General features: G+C 65.9%; 18 protein-coding genes. 11 read left to right on the top strand and 7 right to left on the bottom strand.

Annotation, left to right across the window (positions count from 1 at the left end; translation table 11 throughout):
- Positions 1-14: 14 nt before the first annotated feature.
- A complete protein-coding gene (locus tag HKW67_RS01145; RefSeq protein WP_171223643.1) occupies positions 15-1,538 on the bottom strand; it encodes a hypothetical protein in 1,524 nt (507 codons plus the stop codon).
- 65 nt (positions 1,539-1,603) lie between these two features.
- Here HKW67_RS01145 and HKW67_RS01150 point away from each other — a divergent pair, with 65 nt between their 5' ends.
- Positions 1,604-2,137, top strand: coding sequence for a CDP-alcohol phosphatidyltransferase family protein (locus tag HKW67_RS01150; protein WP_171223644.1), 534 nt, complete (start codon positions 1,604-1,606; stop codon positions 2,135-2,137).
- Positions 2,138-2,445: 308 nt separating this feature from the next.
- Here the strand turns inward: HKW67_RS01150 and HKW67_RS01155 are convergent, their stop codons facing one another.
- Both HKW67_RS01155 and HKW67_RS01160 read right to left on the bottom strand, forming a co-directional pair.
- On the bottom strand, positions 2,446-2,715 hold the full coding sequence (locus HKW67_RS01155) for a hypothetical protein (protein ID WP_171223645.1): 270 nt from the start codon (positions 2,713-2,715) through the stop codon (positions 2,446-2,448).
- Between the two features lie 102 nt (positions 2,716-2,817).
- Positions 2,818-3,651: an alpha/beta fold hydrolase gene (locus HKW67_RS01160; protein WP_171223646.1), complete on the bottom strand. Its 834-nt coding sequence runs from the start codon at positions 3,649-3,651 to the stop codon at positions 2,818-2,820.
- A gap of 126 nt (positions 3,652-3,777) precedes the next feature.
- Between HKW67_RS01160 and HKW67_RS01165 the strand changes: the two genes are divergently transcribed.
- Together HKW67_RS01165 and HKW67_RS01170 are read left to right on the top strand one after the other, a co-directional pair.
- Entirely contained in the window at positions 3,778-4,080 is a 303-nt protein-coding gene (locus HKW67_RS01165; protein WP_171223647.1) for a hypothetical protein, read from the top strand.
- The gene (locus HKW67_RS01170; protein WP_171223648.1) at positions 4,074-4,802 is read left to right on the top strand and encodes a thioredoxin domain-containing protein; all 729 of its coding nucleotides are present in this window, start codon (positions 4,074-4,076) and stop codon (positions 4,800-4,802) included. Before HKW67_RS01165 ends, HKW67_RS01170 begins: the two co-directional genes overlap by 7 nt.
- A 30-nt stretch (positions 4,803-4,832) precedes the next feature.
- Here HKW67_RS01170 and HKW67_RS01175 read toward each other — a convergent pair whose 3' ends face one another.
- Together HKW67_RS01175 and acs are read right to left on the bottom strand one after the other, a co-directional pair.
- Positions 4,833-5,207 (bottom strand): hypothetical protein, encoded by a 375-nt coding sequence (locus HKW67_RS01175; protein ID WP_171223649.1) that lies wholly within the window; start codon positions 5,205-5,207, stop codon positions 4,833-4,835.
- 408 nt (positions 5,208-5,615) lie between these two features.
- Entirely contained in the window at positions 5,616-7,580 is a 1,965-nt protein-coding gene (gene acs, locus HKW67_RS01180) for an acetate--CoA ligase (RefSeq protein WP_171223650.1), read from the bottom strand.
- Positions 7,581-7,667: 87 nt separating this feature from the next.
- Between acs and HKW67_RS01185 the strand changes: the two genes are divergently transcribed.
- Genes HKW67_RS01185 through HKW67_RS01220 form a run of 8 tightly spaced genes read left to right on the top strand, consistent with a single transcriptional unit; the run spans position 7,668 to position 13,476 of the window.
- The gene (locus HKW67_RS01185; RefSeq protein ID WP_171223651.1) at positions 7,668-8,438 is read left to right on the top strand and encodes an ABC transporter ATP-binding protein; all 771 of its coding nucleotides are present in this window, start codon (positions 7,668-7,670) and stop codon (positions 8,436-8,438) included.
- Entirely contained in the window at positions 8,435-9,148 is a 714-nt protein-coding gene (locus tag HKW67_RS01190) for a heme exporter protein CcmB (protein ID WP_171223652.1), read from the top strand. The genes HKW67_RS01185 and HKW67_RS01190 overlap by 4 nt, the downstream gene beginning before the upstream one ends.
- 2 nt (positions 9,149-9,150) lie before the next feature.
- Complete coding sequence (locus HKW67_RS01195; RefSeq protein WP_171223653.1) at positions 9,151-9,867, top strand: cytochrome c biogenesis protein; 717 nt, start codon at positions 9,151-9,153, stop codon at positions 9,865-9,867.
- Complete coding sequence (locus HKW67_RS01200) at positions 9,864-10,082, top strand: hypothetical protein (protein WP_171223654.1); 219 nt, start codon at positions 9,864-9,866, stop codon at positions 10,080-10,082. The genes HKW67_RS01195 and HKW67_RS01200 overlap by 4 nt, the downstream gene beginning before the upstream one ends.
- Positions 10,083-10,100: 18 nt before the next feature.
- Positions 10,101-10,892 carry a uroporphyrinogen-III synthase gene (locus HKW67_RS01205; RefSeq protein WP_171223655.1) on the top strand — a complete coding sequence of 264 codons (792 nt, stop codon included), beginning with the start codon at positions 10,101-10,103 and terminating at the stop codon, positions 10,890-10,892.
- Between the two features lie 52 nt (positions 10,893-10,944).
- Complete coding sequence (gene hemC / locus HKW67_RS01210) at positions 10,945-11,937, top strand: hydroxymethylbilane synthase (protein WP_171223656.1); 993 nt, start codon at positions 10,945-10,947, stop codon at positions 11,935-11,937.
- Entirely contained in the window at positions 11,937-12,908 is a 972-nt protein-coding gene (gene hemB, locus HKW67_RS01215) for a porphobilinogen synthase (protein WP_171223657.1), read from the top strand. The genes hemC and hemB overlap by 1 nt, the downstream gene beginning before the upstream one ends.
- Positions 12,909-12,936: 28 nt before the next feature.
- A complete protein-coding gene (locus HKW67_RS01220) occupies positions 12,937-13,476 on the top strand; it encodes an inorganic diphosphatase (RefSeq protein WP_171223658.1) in 540 nt (179 codons plus the stop codon).
- Between the two features lie 119 nt (positions 13,477-13,595).
- Here the strand turns inward: HKW67_RS01220 and fabF are convergent, their stop codons facing one another.
- Entirely contained in the window at positions 13,596-14,882 is a 1,287-nt protein-coding gene (gene fabF, locus HKW67_RS01225) for a beta-ketoacyl-ACP synthase II (protein WP_171223659.1), read from the bottom strand.
- Positions 14,879-15,388, bottom strand: coding sequence for an SRPBCC family protein (locus HKW67_RS01230; protein WP_171223660.1), 510 nt, complete (start codon positions 15,386-15,388; stop codon positions 14,879-14,881). Before HKW67_RS01230 ends, fabF begins: the two co-directional genes overlap by 4 nt.
- Positions 15,389-15,401: the final 13 nt, after the last annotated feature.

A 15,401-nucleotide genomic window follows, 5' to 3' on the forward strand; every position in this document is an offset into this window, starting at 1 on the left:
GAGTTCGGGCATCGTCACGGCGGCGACACTGGTCGCACGTCTCGCATCTGGCGCGCGGCGCGAGACAGCGCGGGCACACTACTGCGAATCCGTCCGTTGGCGGCGCGCAGTCCAACCCATCCGTCGTAGTCGGCCGGCTCTCCGATAATCGCGGCCGTGACCCACGCGCGTCGCGATCCCCACGCCAGCGCATGACGGATAGCCGCCAGCTGCGCGGCGTCACCGTGTGCGTGCGGCAGTCCGCCTGCGGTGACCAGCCAGTGCGGCTTCGCGCCACCGCCGCGGGTGACGGCGCGCTGATGCCAACGGTCGAAGGCGCGCAGGCGTGCGTCGACGGCGGGCAATCCGGAGAAGGACGGAAACGACACCGCACCGATCAGCGAGACCGGTGATGACGGCGATGCCGCCCAGACATACACCGCGCTGTCGATCGCGTCGAGTCTCGACGCGCTCCAGCCCATGCGCGTGCGGGGGCGGACACGCTGCACCGTGGTGGCGCTCCGTAGCAGGAGGGCGCGCCACCAGTCGGATGACCGTGGCGTCGTGCCGAGGATGGAGGGTAGTGGATCGATCAGACCGGGGAAGATGACATCGGGTCGAATGCGCAGCAGCACGCGTTCCACTGCCGCCTGTCGCTCCGCGTCGTCTGGCGCTGCGACGCCACGCGCGATGCGCAGCGCCACCGCGATCTGCACACTATCGTCGCGCAGTGGCTGCAACACCCGCGAGAGCGAGTCGAGCGCGCCGCCGCGCCACCCGTCCTCGTCGATCACGACGAGCACCACTTCTGGTTCGAGCGCTTCGATGAGACGTCGATCGGACTGCACCGCGCGCGCCGGCGGCGCACCGTCGAGAATCGGGAAGATGCGCATGCCGATCGCGAAGTCACCGGCCGGCCGCGCCTGCATCGGTTCGGCGTACGCGGCTTCGTAGCTTCGCACGGCGGCGATGCCGCGCGGCCATTCGAGCATGAGCAGCGTGGCCAGCGCGGTCGCAGCGAGGACGAGCACCGCGCGTACGGCACCGGACAGGCGCCAGCGCGCCGGATACGCCGGCGCGATCATCGGCACGAGCATCGCGAGTGGCGACACCAGGGCAGCGCGTCCGGCGGTCATACCGAGAATCACATCGCGGGCCGAGACCGCCGCCTGCAATTGAAGCGGGGCGACGCCTTGTTGCGACGCGAGATAGTCGCCGATCGCAATCACGGCGATCACCACGTCGTACAGCAGAATCGGCAGCGCGACGACCACCGACACCAGGCGTGTGACCAGCGAGTAGAGCACCTGCAGCACGAAGGCGCAGGCGATCATCGGCATCAGCCACGTTATGCCTGAGATCGTTCGTGCGCCGGTCTCGGTGCCGGTGGCGACCGCCACGAGCAACGCCGGCGCGACCAGCAGGCCGCAGAAGGCGGTGAGATTGGTGAAGACCCGCGGTGCTTCACGTCGGGCCGCGATCCATCCGGCGAGCGCGATATCCCACGCCAGCACGGCCATCGCTACGCCGAGCACCAGCAGTGCAAGCGGATCAGTCATGCGGGCAGGATACACAACGCGCGTCGTCGCTGGCACCCCGCACCCCGCCGTCGGTAGTTTCCACCATGGCCCACACAGAGACTCCGACCGTCCTGACGGTGCCCAACCTGGTGTCCACGTCGCGCGTGGTGCTGGCGGTGGGTTTTCTGGCGATGGATGCCGTTCCGGTACGACTGGCCCTCATTGCGGTGGCGTCGCTCACCGATTTCCTCGACGGGTGGATCGCCCGCCGCACCAAGGTGGCGTCGCGCTTTGGCGCGCTGATCGATCCGGTGGCCGACCGCTTCTTCGTGCTCTGTGTGGTGATCGCGTATGTGTTGGGCGATCAGCTCACGGTCTGGCAGGCGGTGGTGATCTTCTTTCGCGACATCATGTCGCTGATCGGCTGGTTCGTGGCCCGCAACGTGAGCTGGCTGCGCCCCATCCGGTTCCGGGCGCGCCCACTGGGCAAGATCGTGACGGGGCTGCAGCTGCTGACCTTCATCGCCGTGTTGCTGGCACCGGCCACGGTAGACGGCCTGGTCATCGCGGTCGGTGTGCTGGGCTTGGTGGCGACGGTTGACTACACGCTGATGCTCTGGCGCGAGCGGGTGCGGTGAGGCGCTGGGCTAGGGGGCTGGGCCCGGGGCTGAGATCGTGACCTGATCACGCAGAGAAGCAGAGAACGCAGAGCTCGCAGAGAACTGCAACAAGAAAAAATTTAAGCGTTGTGCTCTGCGACCCCTGCGCTCTCGGCGCCTCCGCGTGATCTGTTCTCCAGAGTCAGCGAACCACACCCGCGAACGACGAACGCCTCCCGGAGGAGGCGTTCGATGTATTTCGTATATCGCGCCAGCTGAGGCTGGTCAGATATGTCAGTGCGATCTAGACGCCAAGGTCCCGTTGGGTCCGGCGCCGGATGAAGCGATCAGACTGCAGCCGCTTCCTGCGCCTGCTTCCTGGTCGGCTGGGCAAAACGTTCGCCCAACGTGCGCAGTTCGGCAATTTCCGGAGCCTTGATCTCGGGATAGCGACCCGTGAGATACTCCATCGTGCTGTCGAACCACTCCTTCTGGTCGTCGGGGTGACACCCGATCACACCACACTGCATGATCTGCTGGAAGAGCTCGTCACGGGCCTCCTGATACGGAGAGGGCACCATGGCGTCACGACGCGGACGAAGCTTGGGCTTGGCCATTTCCTCTGGGTAGTGCGTCGAACATCGCTGCCGGGGAACTCCGGATCAGCTGCATAAACCTAACCGATGAGACACCGGCTTCCTAGTGGCGTCTCACCCCTATTACGCGATCCACGCCAGTAACGCTGAGACAAGCGCGGCCGGCGCATCCTCCGCCACCAGCGTTCCACAGGGGCGTACGGCGATCGGACGCACTGATGCCAAGGGGAGTACGCCGCGCCAGCGCTCGATGCGGGGCGCGAGATCGTCGTCGGCCTCTCGAGCGCCTGTCCAGAGGAGGACGTCGCCGCGCACGTCACCCAAGCGCTGGCGCTCGTCGTCGCTGAGGATCACGGCGCTCGCGCGCTGCAGGAGCTGCGCCGCACCGCTGCTGCCCACGAACGGTGCCAGATACCGCGCGACCAGCAGGTCGGGCATATGGTCGCGGTCGGCCACGGCGTCGCGCAGGTACGGCTCCAGCAGCGGCCGCGCACCGAACAGGGCGTTAGCAGTCAGCGCCGAGAGGGCAGAGGTGCGCTGAAGCGATCGGATGGCTGGCCCTGGCAGATCGTCGGGGTCGAGCGGCTCGAGTAGGGCCAACCGGGCGGCCCGTTCAGGACGTTGTGCCGCGACCAGTAGCGCGACCAGGGCGCCCATGTCCTGGCCCACGAGCGTGACCTGGGCCAATCGCAGCGCGGTGAGCGCCCGTTCCACGTACTCTGCCTGCGCGCCGAGGCCGTACGACACGTCGAGTGACCGGTCCGACTCGCCGTGCCCCATCAAATCGATGGAGAGGGCCGTATATCCGGCGTCGGCCAATCGCGGCGCCACGGCGCGCCAGAGAAAGCTGCAGCTGCCGAAGCCGTGCAGCAGCACCACGGCTGGTCCCGCCCGTCCCACCCGCTCCACGTGTAGCGAGCCGGCACCCACGGGAATTCGGAGATGTTCGGTGTACATGGCCTCAGGGCAACGGGAGTCGGAGCGCCCATGCAGGATAGCGCCGATGATGGTGCGACAGATAGCTTACCGCCGCGGCCGCAGTGGTCCGTAGCCGGAGGACGCGAAGGAAGTTCCGGAGGCGTGATGGCGGAAGATCAGACGTACGATGACGGACGCACCGAGATCCTGAAAGCCATGCTTCGGGCACTCGCCGATCGCATCCGGGCGCTCGATGCGGACGACGCCATGTTACCGCATGCCGGCGAGCTGATGAAGCTGATCGGTGACGTGCGCAGTGAGCTCTTTCACTACGAAGTGCGCTGCACGTACGACACCCCTGAAGTTGCTGAACATCGCCGTCTGGTCGACGAAGCCCGTCGTCCCGACGAGAGCGTATGGGAACCGACCGGCTGGACGCCGGAAGACGACGAGGAGATCGAGTGGTAAAGGCAACGAAGAAGAAGTCCAACAACGCGTTCCTGCCCATCGTGCTGGTGGTACTCGCCGTCGGCGGCGCCGCCATCTACTACAAAGTGCAGAACAAGCCGAAGCCCATCGAGCTGGCGCCGGGCACCGCGCTGCCGACGGCCGAAGGTCAGCTGCGTGGCGATCCGAACGCGCCCGTGACGATCATGGAGTTCGCGGACTTCGAATGCCCGGGCTGTGGTCAGTTCGCCGCGCTGCAGGGTCCCGACATCAAGACGCGCATCGTCGACGCGGGCCTCGCCAACTTTCGCTTCTACGATTTCCCGCTCACGTCGATTCACCAGAACACCATGGCGGCGCACCTCGCCGCGTCATGCGCGGCCGATCAAGGCAAGTTCTGGGAAATGCATGACGCGCTGTTCGCCGGTCAGATGGACTGGAACTCGCAGGCGACCACGAACCCGCGCAAGGTGTTCGATTCGTACGCCGGTCAGCTCGGTCTCGACATGACGGCCTACAACAGCTGCTTCGACACGCAGAAGAATCTGCCCAAGATTCAGGCGAACGCCGCTGCCGGCACGGAGCGAGGCGTGAGCAGCACGCCGACGCTCGTGGTGGGCAATAAGGTGTACGCGGGCGGCCTGACGTTCGATCAGCTCAAGAAGCTGGTGGACAGCCTTCGCGCAGTGGCACCGGCAGCGCCGGCGGCAGCGCCCGTCGCGACGGACACGGCGAAGAAGTAACGCGACTCGCCGAACGGCTCGACGAGCGGGTTACGCCCGCCGTCGTGCCGCCGCTTCATCCAGTCGCAGTCTCGGCATAGGCACCGCTTCGGCGGTGCCTTCGTCGTTCACGGTATTCAAGGACGCCGCCGGCACGAGCGCCTCGCCCAGCGCCACGAGCGCGCGGGTCGCCACCACGGACGCCAGAGGGTCAGGCACACCCATTTCCCGCACGTAAATGTCGAGCGCGCGCTCATAGCCCACGTCCGTAGAAAGCGTGTCGACGAAGAGCAACGCATTCTCGACGTGCGTACGAATTAACGCTTCTTCCGCACGTGCCTGTACGAGACGCAACCGCTGCTCGGTATCGGCCGACAGCTTGCGGGGGAACAGTGTTTCAGGAAACAGTTTGTTCAGAATAGACATATGGGTACTGACGAATTTGAGGGAGCGTGTGTTTCGAACCCTGTGACCGCGATCACTCCCCTGTGCGAATCTCGTGCCTAGTGCCTTTTGGCTGGGGTCGTGGTACGGGCGGCATGCCGGTCGGGCACGTGGTAGGCGTGCACCCGCCAAGACCCGTGCGGGCCGTGCACCACACGCGCTAGGGCCAACCCCAATGCGTCGCGAAGCCCCCCCCGCGGGTCAAAGGTCCGCGCCCCGCGCCAGCGCGAGCACGGGCGCGACGGGCGTCCCGTGAGCCGATCTCTGCGGGGGGCCGCTCTTCACCCGACTGGCGCTCCCCAGTCCGTCCCCCCGCAGCAAGCGGCGAACGGGATCGACCCGGAGCGGCCCGGGCGTTCCCGCACACCAGCGCAGTTCAAGCGCAGTTACTCAGGACTCCTGCGCCTCATACTGATCCTTCAGAGCCGCCACCACGGAAGGATCCGCCAGCGTCGTGGTGTCACCAAGTGCGCGACCCTCAGCGATGTCCCGCAGCAGGCGACGCATGATCTTGCCCGAGCGCGTCTTCGGCAGATCCGCACTGAACAGGATGTCGTCGGGCCGCGCCAGCGCACCGATCTTCATCGCCACGTGCTCGCGAAGTTCGTCGCGCAAACTGCCGCTCGGTGTGAACCCGGCGCGCAGCGACACGAACGCCGCGATCGCCTGACCCTTGATCTCGTGCGCCTTGCCCACGACCGCCGCTTCCGCCACCGCCGGGTGATCCACCAGGGCGCTCTCCACTTCCATCGTGCCGATGCGATGACCGGCCACGTTCAACACGTCGTCCACGCGGCCGAGAATCCAGAGATAGCCGTCGTCGTCGCGCTTGGCGCCGTCTCCGGGGAAGTACAGGTCGAGACGGTTCGGCCACTTGGTGAAATACGTGTCGACATACCGCGCGTCGTCGCCCCAGATCGTGCGCAACATGCTCGGCCACGGATGCGTGATCGCCAGCAGACCGCCACCCACGCCGATTTCGTTGCCGGCCGTGTCGAGCAGCGCCGTCTTGATGCCGGGGAACGGCGTCGTGGCGGAACCGGGCTTCGTGGCCGTGACACCCGGCAGCGGCGTGATCATGATCGCGCCCGTTTCCGTTTGCCACCACGTGTCCACGATCGGACAACGCTCCTGCCCGATGTGCTTGTGGTACCACATCCATGCTTCCGGATTGATCGGCTCACCGACCGACCCGAGCAAGCGGAGTTGCGACAGATCGTGCTTCTCGACGTACGGGGTGCCCCACTTCATGAAGGCGCGAATCGCCGTCGGCGCCGTGTAGAAAATGGACACGCCGTAGCGCTCGCAGATCTGCCAGAAGCGATCCTTTTCTGGCCAGTCGGGCGCGCCTTCGTACACCACTTGCGTGGCACCATTCGCCAGCGGCCCGTACACCAGATACGAGTGCCCGGTGATCCAGCCGATGTCGGCGGTGCACCAGTACACGTCTTCTTCCTTCAAATCGAACACGTACTTGGTGGTGCTGGCCACGCCCGTCATGTAGCCACCCGTCGTGTGCACGATGCCCTTCGGTTTGCCCGTCGTGCCCGACGTGTAGAGAATGAACAGCAGGTCCTCGGCGTCCATCACTTCGGGTTCGCAGTGCTTCGGCACCTGCCGCTTCAGGCGATGCCACCAGTGGTCGCGCCCTTCCTGCATTTCGGCGAACGTTTCGTCGCCCACACCACTGCGGCGACGCATCACCACGAGCACATGCTCGATGGTGGGGCAATCCTTGAGCGCTTCGTCGGCGTTGCGCTTGAGCGGGACGATCTGTCCGCGACGATACCCGCCGTCGGCCGTGATCAGCACCTTGCACCCGCAATCGTTGATACGGTCGCGCAGCGATTCCGGTGAGAAGCCCCCGAACACTACCGTGTGCACGGCGCCGATGCGCGCGCAGGCCAGCATCGCGAAGATGGCTTCGGGAATCATGGGCAGATAAATCGCCACGCGATCGCCTTTCACCACACCGAGCTTCTTGAGCATGTTCGCGGCGAGATTCACCTCGCGATACATGTCCCAATACGTGAACGTGCGGCGGTCGCCCGGTTCACCTTCCCAGATGATCGCGGCCTTGTTGCGGCGCGGCCCGTGGATGTGGCGATCGACGCAATTCACCGACGCGTTGAGCTGTCCGCCCTGGAACCACTTGGCGTGCGGCGGCGTCCACTCGAGCACCGTGTCCCACGGCTTGCTCCAGGTCAGTTCACTTGCTTCGCGCGCCCAGAAATTCACCGGGTCCATCGACGCGTCGTCCTGTAGACGCGCATCGTGGACGCGGGCCGTGACGCGGAAGTCGCTCGGCGGCGGAAAGGAGCGCGTTTCCTGCAGGAGAACGTCGATATCGCTCATGGAGACCTGGTGTCCGGTACGAACCGGCGCGGTGGGGTGTCCGACGGGGGAGTGCGCGGATCGCGGGCGTCCTGCTAATGTAGAGCGATGCAGTCACCCCACGAAACAGGTGCGACAGGTGTCGCGTCCGCGAATGCCGCGGGTCCGGCGCTGACGGCTGAGGCGCTCGTACGCGCCTTTGGTGGCCGGCGCGCCGTGAATGGGGTGTCGCTCACGCTGCAAGAGGGCGCCTGTCTGGCGCTCTTTGGCCCGAACGGCGCGGGCAAAACCACCCTGCTGCGCCTGCTGGGTGGGCTGCTCAAGCCCACCACCGGGACCACCCGTCTGCATGGCCAGCCGCTCCCCGGTGAGGCCGAAACACGGCGACTGGTCGGACTGATCTCACATCACGCCATGCTGTACCCGGCGCTCTCCGTGCGCGAGAACGTGCGTTTTGCCGCCGAGTGTCAGGGTGTGATCGACGCCGACGACGCCACAACGCGTGTGCTGACCCAGCTGCGCGTGCTCGATCGCGCCGACACCGCGGTCCGCTATCTCAGTCGCGGCTTGCAGCAGCGCGTGTCGATCGCGCGCGCGCTGGTGCATGGGCCGCAACTGGTGCTGCTGGACGAACCGTACACGGGACTCGACGAAACCGGCGCCCAAGCGCTCACCGATGCCTTGGGGGCGCTCAAGGCGAATGGCGCCACGTTGGTGCTGGTGACGCACAACCTGAGCGAAGGGCTCGCGCTCGCCACCCACTCGGCCATCATGCAGAGCGGTAAGTTCGTGGATGAGCAGCTCGTGTCGTCGTCCGGCATCGACGTGCCGGGCTACCAGGCGAAATATCGCGCCCTCGTACACGAGGGGCTGGCGTGAGCGGGGGGCACACGGGTGCAACCCACAAGGCACCGTCGTATCTGGCCGACGCCTGGCGAATCGCCCGAAAAGACCTGCTGATCGAGTTCCGGACTCGGAGCGCGTTTCTGGCGGCGACAGTGTTCGCCGTGCTGGCGGTCGTGATTTTCCGTTTCACATGGGACCCCACGGCGATTCCGGCCATGGATCTCGCGCCGGGTGTGCTGTGGGTGATCTTCACCTTTTCTGGACTGCTGGGGCTCAACCGCTCGTTCGGGCTGGAACTCGCCGAACGGGCTTACGACGGCCTGCTCGCGTCGCAGGTGTCGCGCGAGGCCATCTTTACCGGGAAGGTGATCGCGAACTTCGTCTTCGTGATGTGCGTTCAAGCGTTGGCGCTTCCCGCCGTGGCGCTCTTCTTCGATCTTTCGGTCGGTCCGTCGTGGGGGATCATCGTGGGCATCGTGCTGCTCGCGTCCCTCGGGTTGTCGGCGGTCGGTACGTTGTTCGCGGCGATCGCCTCGAACACGCGACTGGCTGAGTTGTTGTTGCCGATGATGACGCTGCCGTTCTTTGTGCCGCTGGTGATTCCGGCAGCGCAGGCCACCGCGGTGGTGTTGCGGGGGCAGCCGATCGCCGAGGGTATGGCGTGGCTCAAGGTGTTGCTCGCGTTCGATCTCGTGTTTGTCTCAGCCTGTATCGTGGTGTTTCCGTTCACCATCGAGGAGTAGGTATGTCGTCGGTGTCGTCTGCTGCCCCGCGTCCGGCCACGTTGCCGGAGCCGAAGGGATTCGATGCGTTTCTCGCGATCGCGATCGTCGCGGTGATCGCGGCGTGTGCGCGCGCGCTCTTCTTCACGCCCATCGATGCGATGCTCGGCGCGGCACAGAAGATCTTCTATGTGCATGTGCCGGCGGCGATCATCGGTCTGTACTTCGCCTGCGGCCTGCTGTTCATCAGCAGCATCATGTATTTGTGGATCAAAGACGAGCGCCTCGATCGCTTAGCCGAGTCATCGGCTGAAGTGGGTCTCGTGTTTATGGGCATCGTACTGGTGACAGGCCCGGTCTGGGCGCGCACGAGCTGGGGCACCTGGTGGGTGTGGGAAGCGCGCATCACAAGCACGCTGTTCCTGTGGTTGCTGGTCGTGGGCTATCTCGTGCTGCGCAGCGGCGTGGAGTCGATCGAGGTGCGCGCGCGGTTGTCGGCGGTGATGGGCACGTTGGCCGCGTTGCTGGTGCCGTTTATTCACCTCACCGTGAAGCTGTTCCGCGGCATGCACCCGGAGCCCGTCGTGCTGGCGCCGGAGAAGCCCAAGATGCCGCCCGAGATGCTCATGTCGTTCGGCCTGTCGATGGCCGCGTTCCTGCTGCTGTTCTTCGCGCTGCTTCGACTTCGCTTTCGGTGGGCGACGCTGCGTGACGCACGCGCGGCCATGGAGGCGGCGTGATCGTGCATGGCAGCGCGCTGCTGTCCTCGGCGCCGATGTTGACCGTTGCCACCGTACAGGACACGGCCGGAAAGGTGGCCTATGTGCCCAAGGTGGGCGGGCCGCCTGATAGCAGTGGGTACATGTGGGCGGGCTACGCCATTGTTGCGGTGACCTACGGCGGATACATCGTGCTGTTGCTTCGCCGCATGGCGCGGGCGAAGCGCGGACGTTGATCAACAGGTGATCGGCCGATGATCATGGTGGCACGCGCACCCGAGCCGCGGCCGCTCGAGGGCGTGCGCATCGCGGTCACGCGTGCCGGTGAGCGTGGGTCGCCGTTGGCCCAGGCGCTGCGGGCCAAGGGGGCCACGGTGTACGAGGTGCCGCTCACCCGCATCGAGACACTGGACCTCACACCGTTGCACGATGCCGTGCGGCGATTGGTCGAATTCGACTGGGTGTTGCTCACCAGCGTGAACGCCGTCGAGCATCTGGCCCGCGTGGTGACCGACCGAGGCGCCGAAGCGGCCATGGCCACGCGGCGCCTGGCCGTGGTCGGTACCGCGACTGCCGCCGCCGCCGAACAGTGTGGCTGGCGTACGCCCACGGTTCAGCCCGAGAACGCGCAGGCGGTCGGGATGCTCGATGCCATGGCATCGCGATCGGACATCGAGGGCGCCCGCATGCTGTACCCGTGCGCCGCGGCCGCTCGCGACGTGCTGCCCGACGGCCTGCGGGCGTTAGGGGCGCTGGTCGAGGGCGTGCCGGCCTATCGCACGGCCCCCGATGCCGACGGTCAGGCCCGCGTCCGCGAGTTGGTCAAGTCCGGAGAGATCGACCTGGTCACGGTGGCAGCGCCGAGTGCCGTAGACGCGTTGCTCGATGCCCTCCCGGCCGAGCATGCCGGTCGACTGCCGGTGGCGTGTATCGGCCCCGTCACCGCGCGCGCCGCGAAAGTGGCCGGCTTCCCCGTGAAGGTGGAATCGGGGGCCGCCACGATGGAGGGGTGGGTGATCAGTATCGTGAAGGCCTGCGGCAAGTAATCCGGAATGGCGGGGGCTAACTGAACCTGCGGCTCCCCCAATAAGTTGTAGCATGACTGATCTTGTCGTCCGCATCGGAACCCGTTCCTCTGAGTTGGCGCTGCGTCAGGCGCGCCAAGTTGCTGCTGCGCTCGCCGAGCGCGGCGTCGCGAGTGAACTGGTGGAGTACACCACCATCGGCGATCGCATTCTCGATCGCCCGCTCAACGCAATCGGTGAGAAGGGGCTGTTTACGGCCGAACTCGAAGCCGATCTCATCACCGGTCGCACCGATTGTGCGGTGCACTCGCTGAAGGATCTGCCCACGGCCGATCCCGAAGGGCTCACCATCGTGGCGCTGCTCGAGCGCGAGGATCCGCGTGATGCGCTGGTCGTCGGTCCGAACACGACCGCGCGTACCCTTCTGGAGCTGCCGAAGGGCGCGAAGGTCGGTACGTCATCACTGCGTCGTCGCGCCCAATTGCGCGCGCTGCGTCCCGACTTCGATGTGCGAGAACTGCGCGGCAACGTGGGTACGCGGTTGCGGAAGATCGACGCTGGTGAAGTCGACGCCGCGCTGCTCGCTGCCGCCGGCTTGCGCCGTCTCGGACTCGGCGATCGCATTGTCGCGTTCATGGATCCGCCCGACTGGATCTCGGCGCCGGGGCAGGGGGCCATCGCCGTGCAGGCGCGCGCGAACGACGAGCGCATGACGGCGATTCTGGCCACGCTCGATCACGCGCACACGCGCGCCGCGGTGACGGCGGAACGTGCACTGCTGGCCGCGCTCGAAGGCGGTTGTCAGGTGCCGATCGGCGCGTGCACCACGTACGAAGCGAAATACGGCCCGATGCTGCACGGCATCATTGCGTCGATCGACGGTGTGTCGGTCGTGCGCGGCGGATTGCCGATCAACGCCGATGATCCGGCGTCGAGCGGACGTGAACTCGCCCGGCAGCTGCACGCGGCCGGTGGTGCCGGCATTCTGGAAGAGTTGCGCGAAGAGCTGGCCGAAGCGGCGGCAGCGAAGGCGGCCGAGAAGGCGGCCGCGCAGGGAGCCAGCTGATGCCGATGCGCATGCGTCGCTTGCGGCGCACCGAGGCACTTCGCCGCATGGTGCGCGAAACGCGGCTCGACCCGGCGCAGTTCATTTGGCCGTTGTTCGTGCGCTCGGGCACGGGCGTGCGCGCACCGATCGGGTCGATGCCGGGTGTGTCGCAGACGTCGGTGGATGAGATGCTGCGTGACGCCGAGAAAGCGGTGGCGGCGCAGATCGGCGGCATTCTGCTGTTCGGTATCCCGGACACGAAGGATGCCACCGGCTCGTCGGCGTGGGATCCGCAGGGCCCGGTGCCCGCCGCGGTGCGTGCGGTAAAGCGAGAGTTCCCGCATCTCGTCGTCGTGACCGACGTGTGTATGTGCGAGTACACCGATCACGGACACTGCGGCTTGCTCACGCCCTCTGGTGAGGTGGACAACGACGCCACGCTCGAACTGCTCTCGCGCGAAGCGTTGGCGCACGCCGAAGCTGGTGCCGATATCGTGGCGCCCAGCGACATGATGGACCTGCGCATCGGGCACATGCGTCGCGCCCTCGACATGGCCGGCTTCACACAGACGCCGATCATGAGCTACGCCGCCAAGTACGCGTCGGCGTTCTACGGCCCGTTCCGTGAAGCCGCGGAATCGACACCGGCGTTCGGCGATCGCCGCAGCTATCAGATGGACCCGGCCAACGGCCGAGAGGCACTGCGTGAGGTGAAGCTCGACGTGGAGGAGGGGGCCGATATCCTGATGGTGAAGCCAGCGGGCGCGTACCTCGACATCATTTCCGCCGTGAAGCGCGAGACGCAGATGCCGCTCGCGGCCTATCAGGTGAGTGGCGAGTACTCGATGATCAAGGCGGCGGCCGAACGCGGCTGGATCGACGGCGATCGCGCCATGATGGAATCCCTGGTGGCCATCGCCCGCGCCGGCGCCGACATGACGATTACCTACTTCGCACTCGAAGCGGCCGCTGCTCTGCGCAACCGCTGATTTGTCTTCTTTCAACACCCCTTCGTCGATGCACAATCCCTGGCGCGACATGCCCCCCGGTCCGCATGTGCCGGAGCTGGTCACCGCGATCATCGAAATCCCCGCGGGCTCGCGCAACAAGTACGAGCTCGATAAGGAATCCGGACAGTTCAAGCTCGATCGCGTGCTGTATTCGGCCGTGCACTACCCGGGCGATTACGGCTTCATTCCGCGCACGTTGCACGAGGACAACGATCCGCTCGACATTCTCGTGCGGATCAACGAGCCCACGTTCCCCGGCTGCCAGATCACCTGCCGCCCGATCGGCGTGCTGAAAATGCTGGACAAGGGTGAGCCCGACGAGAAGATCCTCGCCGTGCCCAGCGACGATCCGTATCACAACGACATCTACGACATCGCCGACATGCCGGCGCACTACCTCAAGGAGATCGAACACTTCTTCGGCATCTACAAGGATCTCGAGGGCAAGCGCGTCGAGATTCAGGGATGGGAGAAGAGTGAGGTGGCGTTCAAGGTGATTCAGCGGTCCATTGAGCGGTATGCGGAGACGTACTTGAAGGGTGCGTAAACGGGACTGAAACTGCCAACTGCTTAGTGTGCAGGAAGGAGGGTGTCAGGGCGGAGAGGGCAGGGAGACCACGCGCGGTTTCTCTGCGTTCTCCTTCCTGAGACCCTCCCCCCTGCTTCCTAGGCAGTTGGCTTTTTGAGCACCAACGCGGCGTTAATCCCACCAAACCCAAAACTGTTCGACAGCACCACCTTCGGGCTCAGCTCGCGCCCGTGCTGCGGCACGTAGTCCAGATCGCAGCCGTCGTCGGGCGTTTCCAGATTGAGCGTGGGCGGAATCCAGCCGCGTGAGATCGTGAGCGCGCTGATCGCGGCTTCGAACGCGCCTGACGCACCGAGCGCGTGGCCGTAGTAGCCCTTGGTGCTCGACACCGGTACGCGGTACGCGTGATCGCCGAACACCTGCTTGATCGCCATCGTTTCCGTGGGGTCATTGAGCGGCGTGCTGCTGCCATGCGCGTTGATGTAGTCGATCTGCTCCACGCCGACCGACGCATCACGCAGCGCGTTGCGCATACAGCGTGCGGCCTGCGCGCCGTCGGGGCGCGGTGCGGTCATGTGATGCGCGTCGTTGGTGGTACCGTAGCCGCTCAGCTCCGCATAAATGCGGGCGCCACGCGCTTCCGCGTGTGACCACTCCTCCAGCAACAGCACGGCGCCGCCTTCGCCCATCACGAAGCCATCGCGGTGTTTGTCGAACGGACGCGACGCGCGCGCCGGATCGTCGTTGCGCGTCGACATCGCGCGAATGAGCGCGAACGCGCCGAAGCAGAGCGTGGCCAGCGGCGCTTCCGATCCGCCGGCCAGCATCACGTCGGCGTAGCCATCGCGGATCTGACGGAACGCTTCGCCGATGGCCATGGAGCCCGATGCACAGCTCATCGCGTTGGTGGAGTTGGGGCCTGACACGCCGAACTCGATGGCCATGTTGCAGCTGGCCGAACCGCCGAACACCGCGAGGGCGAGCGTGGCATCGACGGCGCGCAGTCCTCCGTGCAGAAAGCGAGCGGCCTGTTCCTCGGCGTAGCCGACGCCGCCCAGCGCGGTACCCATCATCGCGCCCACGCGATCACGATCTTCGTTGGCCAGATCGAGATTGCCGTCTTCGAGCGCGAGTATGGAGCTCACGACCGCGAATTCGCTGAAGCGGTCGAGCCGCTTCACGCGCTTCGCATCGATCCACTTCGTGGCATCGAAGTCGTCGATCTGCGCGGCGCACTGCGATCGATAGATCGACGCATCGAAGCGCGTGGCGGGAACCACCGCCGAACGCTCGGCGCGCAACCCCTGCCAAAGCGCTTCGACGCCGGTGCCGATCGGTGTGACGCACCCGATGCCGGTGATGGCGACCCGGCGTCGGGATGGTGAGGATTCGGGCGTGGTGTGCGACTGCGGCGGATTGGTCATGAAGGATCCCGTTCAGCGACGGCGGCCAGACCCGCCAGCGTGCGCGACGCGATGCCGTGCACAAATACCGGAGCGATCACCTGCGTGGCCGCGAACCGTCCGATCACCGGCCACAACGGGCCGTTCCACACGTGCACGATACGCGTGAGCGTACCGCCCTCGACCGGCGTGAAGCTCCACTCCACATCCATGCGCGTGGTGACACCACCAACGTGCTTGAACCGAACCCACGGTACGTCATGATTCACCGCCATCTCTGACAGCCACCACGTGGGCCAGTTGAACAGGCCGAACGGGCGATTGGCCGCCATCTCCACCATACCACCGCCATCGGGCGTGCGATGACGGAACCGTACGAACCGGTAGTGCGGCAGATACGCCGGCCAATGCTCCACCTCGCGCGCGATCTCGAAGATGCGCGCGACCGGCGCTCGTACGATCCGCTCGTCGATCTGTGTCACCAGTTGATCCGCCGGTGGCGGACCCAGTTCGTAGTTCGCGTGCATGGTCGAGGCTGAG

Source organism: Gemmatimonas groenlandica (assembly GCF_013004105.1).
Lineage (GTDB): Bacteria > Gemmatimonadota > Gemmatimonadetes > Gemmatimonadales > Gemmatimonadaceae > Gemmatimonas > Gemmatimonas groenlandica.

Bases quoted from the DNA above. Each gene is read 5' to 3' on its own strand.
- HKW67_RS01145 (WP_171223643.1), bottom strand. From the start codon at position 1,538: ATGACTGATCCGCTTGCACTGCTGGTGCTCGGCGTAGCGATGGCCGTG.
- HKW67_RS01150 (WP_171223644.1), top strand. From the start codon at position 1,604: ATGGCCCACACAGAGACTCCGACCGTCCTGACGGTGCCCAACCTGGTG.
- HKW67_RS01155 (WP_171223645.1), bottom strand. From the start codon at position 2,715: ATGGCCAAGCCCAAGCTTCGTCCGCGTCGTGACGCCATGGTGCCCTCT.
- HKW67_RS01160 (WP_171223646.1), bottom strand. From the start codon at position 3,651: ATGTACACCGAACATCTCCGAATTCCCGTGGGTGCCGGCTCGCTACAC.
- HKW67_RS01165 (WP_171223647.1), top strand. From the start codon at position 3,778: ATGGCGGAAGATCAGACGTACGATGACGGACGCACCGAGATCCTGAAA.
- HKW67_RS01175 (WP_171223649.1), bottom strand. From the start codon at position 5,207: ATGTCTATTCTGAACAAACTGTTTCCTGAAACACTGTTCCCCCGCAAG.
- acs (WP_171223650.1), bottom strand. From the start codon at position 7,580: ATGAGCGATATCGACGTTCTCCTGCAGGAAACGCGCTCCTTTCCGCCG.
- HKW67_RS01185 (WP_171223651.1), top strand. From the start codon at position 7,668: ATGCAGTCACCCCACGAAACAGGTGCGACAGGTGTCGCGTCCGCGAAT.
- HKW67_RS01195 (WP_171223653.1), top strand. From the start codon at position 9,151: ATGTCGTCGGTGTCGTCTGCTGCCCCGCGTCCGGCCACGTTGCCGGAG.
- HKW67_RS01205 (WP_171223655.1), top strand. From the start codon at position 10,101: ATGATCATGGTGGCACGCGCACCCGAGCCGCGGCCGCTCGAGGGCGTG.
- hemC (WP_171223656.1), top strand. From the start codon at position 10,945: ATGACTGATCTTGTCGTCCGCATCGGAACCCGTTCCTCTGAGTTGGCG.
- hemB (WP_171223657.1), top strand. From the start codon at position 11,937: ATGCCGATGCGCATGCGTCGCTTGCGGCGCACCGAGGCACTTCGCCGC.
- HKW67_RS01220 (WP_171223658.1), top strand. From the start codon at position 12,937: ATGCACAATCCCTGGCGCGACATGCCCCCCGGTCCGCATGTGCCGGAG.
- fabF (WP_171223659.1), bottom strand. From the start codon at position 14,882: ATGACCAATCCGCCGCAGTCGCACACCACGCCCGAATCCTCACCATCC.
- HKW67_RS01230 (WP_171223660.1), bottom strand. From the start codon at position 15,388: ATGCACGCGAACTACGAACTGGGTCCGCCACCGGCGGATCAACTGGTG.